A 6,933-nucleotide genomic window follows, 5' to 3' on the forward strand; every position below is an offset into this window, starting at 1 on the left:
GCGCTGACGCGAACGCCCGCCGCCGCTGACGCGGGGCGGGCGTTCGGCTCGCAGGACACTGCGCGCGGTTACGACGCGTGTCGCGGTTACTCGGCGGCGATGTCCTCGAGGGTGCTGATCAGCGTGCGGACCGGAACGCCGGTGCCGCCCTTGCCGATGTAGCCGAACGGTCCGCCGGTGTTGTAGGCCGGGCCCGCGACATCCAGGTGCGCCCACTGCACGCTCTCGGACACGAATTCCTTGAGGAACAGGCCCGCCGACAGCATGCCGCCCCAGCGGTGCGGCGCGACGTTCTGCAGATCCGCGATCTTGGAGTTCAGGTCGGCGCGCAGTTCCGCGGGAAGCGGCATGGCCCAGGCGTTCTCGCCGACGGCCTGCGAGATGCGCGCCACCCGGTCGCGGAGGGCGTCGGTGCCCATGACGCCCGGGGTGCGGGTGCCCAGCGCCACCATCTGCGCACCGGTGAGGGTGGCGACGTCGATGACGTAGTCCGGCTCGTCCTCGCCCGCGCGCACCAGCGCGTCGGCCAGGATGAGGCGTCCCTCGGCGTCGGTGTTGATGACCTCGACCGTGGTGCCGCCGTACTGGGTGAGCACGTCACCGGGCCGCTGCGCGGTGGCCGAGGGCATGTTCTCGGCCATGGGCACGGTGGCGATGACGGTGAGCGGCAGGCTCAGTCGCGCCGCCAGCAGCGTGGTGGCGATGACCGCCGCCGCGCCGCCCATGTCGGAGGTCATGTTCTCCATGGACTGCGCGGGCTTGATGGAGATGCCGCCGGTGTCGAAGGTGATGCCCTTGCCGATCAGCGCCACCTTGGGGTCGCCGCCCGCGTAGGTGATGCGGATCAGGCGCGGCGGCCGCGAGGAGCCCTTGCCGACGCCGAGAATGCCGCCGTAGCCCTGGGATTCGAGCTCGGTCTCGTTGAGGACCTCGACCTGGAGACCGGCCGCCTTGGCCAGTTCGGCCGCGCGGTTGGCGAATTCGGCCGGGAACAGGTCGCTCGGCGGGGTGTTGACGAAATCACGTGCGGTGGCGACGGCTTCGGCGATGGCCTGCGCGCGGAACAGCTCCTCCTCGCCGAATCCCGGTGCGGGCACCAGGAATTCGACCCGCTGCACCGGCTGCTCCTCGGGCTTGGGTGCGCTCTTGGCGGACTTGAACGCGGTGAACTGGTACGCGCCCAGGTAGAACCCTTCGGCCGCGGCGCCCAGATCCAGGCCCGACAGCGTGGTGACCGCGGTGGCGACCCCGGTCAGCGCCCGTCCGGCCGCACCGGCCGACTTGCGCACCTGCTCGGCGTCGAGCTTGTCCGCCGCCCCGAGCCCGACCGCCAGCACGAAGTCCACGCCCAGCCCGGCGGGTGCGGGCACCTTGGTGACCTCTTCGCCCTTACCCTTGGCCCCGACGGCCCGCAGCGCGCTCAGCAGGGCGTCGCGGGTGTCACCGTCGAGCACATCCTCGAACGCGTCGGCGGGCGCGATGACCGGCCCGTCCTCCGACGAGGTGAGTCCGATGACCAGGACATCGGCCTCCCCGATGCCCTCGGTGCGGGCGAGTTCCGGCCCGAGCGAACGATCTGCAACAGCTGTCATAGCTGCCCACGTTACTGCGCCGCCCCGGCCGCAGCCGGTTGGGCGCGGACCGCACGATAGATTGCTCTGTGATCGCTGTTTGCCCCGAATCGTCTCGGTACGAAAGGGTGACCATATGGCGTCACGGATGAAGGTGCGCACGGCCGGATCGGCAGTTGCCCTGGTCGGAGCCGCGTTCGCGGGCTGCCTGCTGACAAGTTGCTCCGACACCGGCCAGGCCCCGGCGCCGGTCACCGTCACCACGCTGCCGTCGATACCGTCGACTTCCGTCCAGCCCGAGCACAATGTCGGCGACGACTGCTCCGACGGCCGCATCGTCGCCCAGTGGGGTCTGACCGCCGACGGCCGGTGGGTGTGCGTCCCGAAGGAACAGGCCACCTCGACCGAGGCCACCCCGCCGACTTCCGCCGGTGAGCCCGGCGCCCGCTGACCGCTCGGCGAATTCGTGGAAAACCTCTGTTCGGGACGTGTTTTCGTCAACAGTCCTCGACGTCTGTTTCGCCCGGTTCTCAGCTCTTCCGGCCCCTATCCTCCCTACCCTGGAAACGACGGGCGCGCAGGAGGTTCCAGTGGCGAAGGCGAGATTCCAGCGGACGAAGCCGCATGTCAATGTCGGCACCATCGGCCATATCGACCACGGCAAGACCACGCTCACCGCGGCCATCACCCGGGTCCTGCACGACCGATATCCGGACCTGAACCCCTTCACCCCCTTCGAGGCCATCGACAAGGCCCCCGAGGAACGCCAGCGCGGCATCACCATCTCCATCGCACACGTCGAATACCAAACGGAGAACCGGCATTACGCGCACGTCGACTGCCCCGGGCACGCCGACTACATCAAGAACATGATCACCGGCGCCGCCCAGATGGACGGCGCGATCCTGGTGGTCGCCGCCACCGACGGCCCGATGCCGCAGACCAAGGAGCACGTGATCCTGGCCCGGCAGGTCGGCGTGCCGAAAATCGTGGTGGCGCTGAACAAGTGCGACATGGTCGAGGACGAGGAGATCCTGGAGCTGGTCGAACTCGAGGTGAGCGAACTGCTCAGCGAGTACGAGTTCGACGGCGACAACAGCCCCATCGTCCGGGTCTCCGCCTTCCAGGCGCTGTCCGATCCGGCGGGGGAGTGGGGCGCGACGATCACCGAACTGCTGGCCGCCGTGGACGACTGGATCGATACCCCCGCCCGCGAGGTGGAGAAACCGTTCCTCATGCCCATCGAGGACGTCTTCACCATCACCGGCCGCGGCACCGTCGTCACCGGCCGCATCGAGCGCGGCGTCCTGAAGGTCAATGCCGAGGTCGAGATCGTCGGCATCCGCCCGAAGACCACCAAGACCACGGTCACCGGCATCGAGATGTTCCGGAAGCTCCTGGACGAGGGCCAGGCGGGGGAGAACGTGGGCCTGCTGCTACGCGGTGTCCGCCGCGAGGATGTGGAACGCGGCCAATGCGTCATCAAGCCCGGTTCGGTCACCCCGCACACCCAGTTCGAGGGCCAGGCCTACATCCTGTCGAAGGAGGAGGGCGGCCGTCACACCCCCTTCTTCAACAACTACCGCCCCCAGTTCTACTTCCGCACAACCGATGTCACCGGCGTGGTGACCCTGCCGACGGCGGTGGAGATGGTGCTGCCCGGCGACAACGTCTCCATGGAAGTGGTGCTGATCCAGCCGATCGCCATGGAGGTCGGCCTCAAGTTCGCCATCCGCGAGGGCGGCCGGACCGTCGGCGCGGGCCAGATCACCAAGATCCTGAAATAGTCCGGCCGCCTCGCGCTAGCCCATCTCCTCGAGCGCCTTGCCCTTGGTCTCGGGAACGAACCTGAGCACGAAAGGAATCGAGAGCATCGCGAACAGCGTGTAGATGACGTACGTCCCCGACAGGTTCCAGTCCGCCAGGCTCGGGAAGCTGGCGGTGATGACCCAGTTGGCGATCCACTGTGCCGACGCCGCCACACCCAGCGCGGCCGCGCGCAGCCGGTTCGGGAACATCTCGCCCAGCAGCACCCACACCACCACACCCCACGACAACGCGAAGAACAGCACGAAGCAGTGCGCCGAGGCCAGCGCGACGACGCCCTGCGCGTGCGGCAGCGACACGTTCTCGCCGGACCCGGTCTTGGCCGAGAACGCCCACGCCTCCAGCCCCAGCGCGACGGCCATGCCTGTGGAGCCGATGAGCGCCAGCGGTTTCCGTCCGATCCGGTCGACCAGCAGCATGGCGATGACGGTGCCGACGATATTGATGATCGAGGTGGTGAACGAGTAGAAGAACGAACCGGACGGATCGATGCCGACCGACTGCCACAGCGTCGCCGAGTAGTAGAAGACGACATTGATGCCGACCAGCTGCTGAAACATCGACAGCCCGATACCGATCCACACCACCGGCAAGAACCCGAACCTCCCGCCCAGCAGATCCTTGAACGTCGACCGGTGTTCGCTGTGCATGGCCTGCTCGATCTGCGCGACCCGAGCGTCCAGATCCCCTTGCCCGCGCTCGACCTCGGCCAACACCTGCTTCGCCTTCTCGATCCTGCCGACCGAGATCAGATACCGCGGCGACTCCGGAATCGCGAAGGAGAACAGCCCGTACAGCCCGGCCGGGATCACCATCACCCCGAGCATCCACTGCCAGGCCTCCAGCCCCGCGATGGTCCCGCGCTGCTCACCGCCCGCCGTCTTCAGGATCGCGAAGTTCACCAGCTGCGAGGTCGCGATGCCGATCACGATGGCCGCCTGCTGGAACGAGGCCAGCCGCCCGCGATACGCCGGCGGCGACACCTCGGCGATATAGGCGGGCCCGATCACCGAGGCCATGCCGATCCCGATCCCGCCGATGACCCGCCACATGGCCAGATCCCACAGCGCGAACGGCAGCGCCGACCCGATCGCGCTCGCCGTGAACAGCGTCGCCGCGATCCGCATGCACCAGATGCGCCCGATTCGGTCCGCGATCCGTCCCGCGATGGCCGCGCCCACCGCGCAGCCGATCAACGCGATCGCCACCACCTGCGCCAGCGTCGCCGAGCCGATGTCGTATCGACTGCGGATGGCCTCGACCGCGCCATTGATGACCGAACTGTCGTATCCGAACAGGAATCCGCCCATCGCGGCCGCCGCGGTGATGAACACGACGTAGACCAGGCTGTCGGCCCCGCGCTCCTGATCGTCCGAGGTTCGCGACCCCACCGTTGAATTCACGCCGACTCCTTCGTCCGGACCCGGACCCTGGAGCCCGGACCATCCTCTCTGGGTTCGGCCGAGATGACGCACAAACCCCGTCAGACGGCGTACTTCGACCATTCTTGCTGGGGGAATGCCCATGCATGCTCAACGCAACGCCGAACTGGCCGTTCGGTTCTTCGGTGGTTCGCCCGGTTCCGTGGTCGGCCGGAGTTCATCCGTGGCCGGGGCCATGCGTGTCTCCGTCCGAGGGCGGACCGGTCGGGCGGAAGGGCCTCGGGCCCCACGTCCGCTCAGCGCCGCGGCAGCCCCGGTATCCGCGGAACCCACAGCCGCCTCGGCCGATTCGCCCGCGCCGTCTCCCGCGCAAGCGCCTCGGCCGCCAGCTGGTCGGCCAGCGTCAGCAACTGCCGCGCCGCGATCACATCACCCCGTTTGGCCGCCTCGACCGCCGCCTCCACCGCCCGCGACACCCCGGTCCGATCCGCCTGCACACCCATACCCCTTGCCCTCCACTCGATTTCCGGACGGGAGGTATTCGGTGCCGTGATCCCGCGCACTCCTACGACTTCGGGAGGAATCGGAGATTTACGATCGCGGCACGTCTACGTTCGGGGAGGGATCATGGCCGAAGGCAAGGGCAGGGCCGGGGTTGTCGGGGGCGGAATCGGCGGATTGGCCGCCGCGATCGCACTGCGCGCGGCGGGCTGGGAGGTCACCGTCTACGAACGCGCGCCCCAGTTCACCGAGGTGGGTGCGGGAATCACCCTCGCGGCCAACGCTTTGAAGGCCCTCGATCTGCTCGGCGTCGGGGAAGCGGTGCGAGCCGGCGCGGTCGCGGACCGCCGCGCCTTCGCGCGCAACCAGCGGGGGCGGGTGCTGGTGGATGCCCGCATCAGCGACTTCACCGGTGGTCTGGTGGCTGTCCACCGCGCCGACCTGATCGCGATTCTCGCGGCCGCCGTTCCCGCGGAGTGTGTCCGTGCGGGCACCCGCGTGGTCGCCGTCCACGCCGATGGTCGGATCGAAACCGATTCGGATACGGACCAGTACGACCTGATCGTGGGCGCCGACGGTGTCAACAGCGTGGTCCGCACCCAGCTGTGGCCGCAGTCCGGTCCGGTGCACCACACCGGGATCACCGCCTGGCGATGGGTGCTCGACACTCCAGCGCCCGACCCGGTCGGCGTGATCATGGGCATTCGTGGTGAAGCCGGCGTCGTCCCCATCACCGGCGACCGCACCTACGTCTTCACCGCCGGCCTCCCGGGCATCGACGATCTCGACTACTTCACCGACTGGCCCGACCCCCTCCCGAAACTGATCGCCGCCACCGACCGATCCGCGGTGGTCACCGACGAGCTGCTCGAAATCGACGTACCCCGCCAGCTGTGGAACGACCGCGCTGTCCTTCTCGGCGACGCGGCCCACGCCATGCGGCCCACTCTCGGACAGGGTGCGGGCATGGCATTGGAGGATGCCGTCAACCTGGCGGCCTGCGCCCCTGATCTCTCTCGCTACTCCGCCGCCCGCCGCAGCCGCGTCGCCCGGATGAGCTTCCTGTCCAAACATGGCACCCGCATGACCTCACCGGGCTCGGCCGCTCTCGCCGGCTTGCGGGACGCCGCATTCCTCGCGATTCCGAACAAAGTCTCGGTGGCGATGTTCCGTTCCAACAGCCGCCGCACCCTCGAAGGCTGGAAGCCCCCGCAGCCCTTCGCGTAGTCGTCGGAAAACTGCAGGTAGAGAGGCGATTTGACTTTGGTTCGACGCAACACGTAACTTAGTCCAGGTCAGAGCGACACGGACCCGGAGCCCCAAGGGCCTGGGAAACGAGGTTGGACGAGGAGCGCCTGATGATCACACTAGTTCCACCTGACCAGCGGATTTGGTTCTGCAGTAGGGCCGGGGCTAAGCTTGAAAAGTTGCCTAGCTAGTCGAACGGGCTCACCGCTCGGATCGATGGCTTGTGCGTGTGTTCTTTGAGAACTCAATAGTGTGTCGATGAATGTCAGTGCCAAATATTTTATTTGGTTCCAATCATTCTCACCCCCGTGAGGGTGGTTGGACATTTAAGTCGGCTAATTTTCCAGCCGACGATTGCTAGGTTTTCGGACTCTGGTTCGAGATACTTCTGATTCGCCTTCGGG

The 6,933-nt window shown here is 67.6% G+C and carries 6 protein-coding genes; 3 read left to right on the plus strand and 3 right to left on the minus strand.

Going from position 1 to position 6,933, the window contains the following annotated elements; all coding sequences use genetic code 11:
- Positions 1 to 86 precede the first annotated feature (86 nt).
- Positions 87 to 1,592, minus strand: a complete 1,506-nt coding sequence (locus tag ACFV4K_RS34020) for a leucyl aminopeptidase (protein ID WP_379280405.1) — start codon at positions 1,590 to 1,592, stop codon at positions 87 to 89.
- Between the two features lie 115 nt (positions 1,593 to 1,707).
- Here ACFV4K_RS34020 and ACFV4K_RS34025 point away from each other — a divergent pair, with 115 nt between their 5' ends.
- Both ACFV4K_RS34025 and tuf read left to right on the plus strand, forming a co-directional pair.
- Entirely contained in the window at positions 1,708 to 2,022 is a 315-nt protein-coding gene (locus ACFV4K_RS34025) for a hypothetical protein (RefSeq protein WP_379280406.1), read from the plus strand.
- Positions 2,023 to 2,161: 139 nt separating this feature from the next.
- Positions 2,162 to 3,358: an elongation factor Tu gene (gene tuf / locus ACFV4K_RS34030; RefSeq protein ID WP_379280407.1), complete on the plus strand. Its 1,197-nt coding sequence runs from the start codon at positions 2,162 to 2,164 to the stop codon at positions 3,356 to 3,358.
- Between the two features lie 15 nt (positions 3,359 to 3,373).
- Here tuf and ACFV4K_RS34035 read toward each other — a convergent pair whose 3' ends face one another.
- Positions 3,374 to 4,801 carry a sugar porter family MFS transporter gene (locus ACFV4K_RS34035; RefSeq protein ID WP_379280408.1) on the minus strand — a complete coding sequence of 476 codons (1,428 nt, stop codon included), beginning with the start codon at positions 4,799 to 4,801 and terminating at the stop codon, positions 3,374 to 3,376.
- Between the two features lie 275 nt (positions 4,802 to 5,076).
- Entirely contained in the window at positions 5,077 to 5,283 is a 207-nt protein-coding gene (locus ACFV4K_RS34040) for a hypothetical protein (protein ID WP_379280409.1), read from the minus strand.
- Positions 5,284 to 5,407: 124 nt separating this feature from the next.
- On the opposite strand from ACFV4K_RS34040, the gene ACFV4K_RS34045 reads away from it, so the two are divergent.
- Positions 5,408 to 6,508, plus strand: coding sequence for an FAD-dependent monooxygenase (locus ACFV4K_RS34045; protein WP_379280410.1), 1,101 nt, complete (start codon positions 5,408 to 5,410; stop codon positions 6,506 to 6,508).
- Positions 6,509 to 6,933 lie beyond the last annotated feature (425 nt).

This window comes from Nocardia sp. NPDC059764, assembly GCF_042732555.1.
Taxonomy (GTDB): Bacteria; Actinomycetota; Actinomycetes; order Mycobacteriales; family Mycobacteriaceae; genus Nocardia.

Bases quoted from the DNA above. Each gene is read 5' to 3' on its own strand.
- ACFV4K_RS34020 (WP_379280405.1), bottom strand. From the start codon at position 1,592: ATGACAGCTGTTGCAGATCGTTCGCTCGGGCCGGAACTCGCCCGCACC.
- ACFV4K_RS34025 (WP_379280406.1), top strand. From the start codon at position 1,708: ATGGCGTCACGGATGAAGGTGCGCACGGCCGGATCGGCAGTTGCCCTG.
- ACFV4K_RS34040 (WP_379280409.1), bottom strand. From the start codon at position 5,283: ATGGGTGTGCAGGCGGATCGGACCGGGGTGTCGCGGGCGGTGGAGGCG.
- ACFV4K_RS34045 (WP_379280410.1), top strand. From the start codon at position 5,408: ATGGCCGAAGGCAAGGGCAGGGCCGGGGTTGTCGGGGGCGGAATCGGC.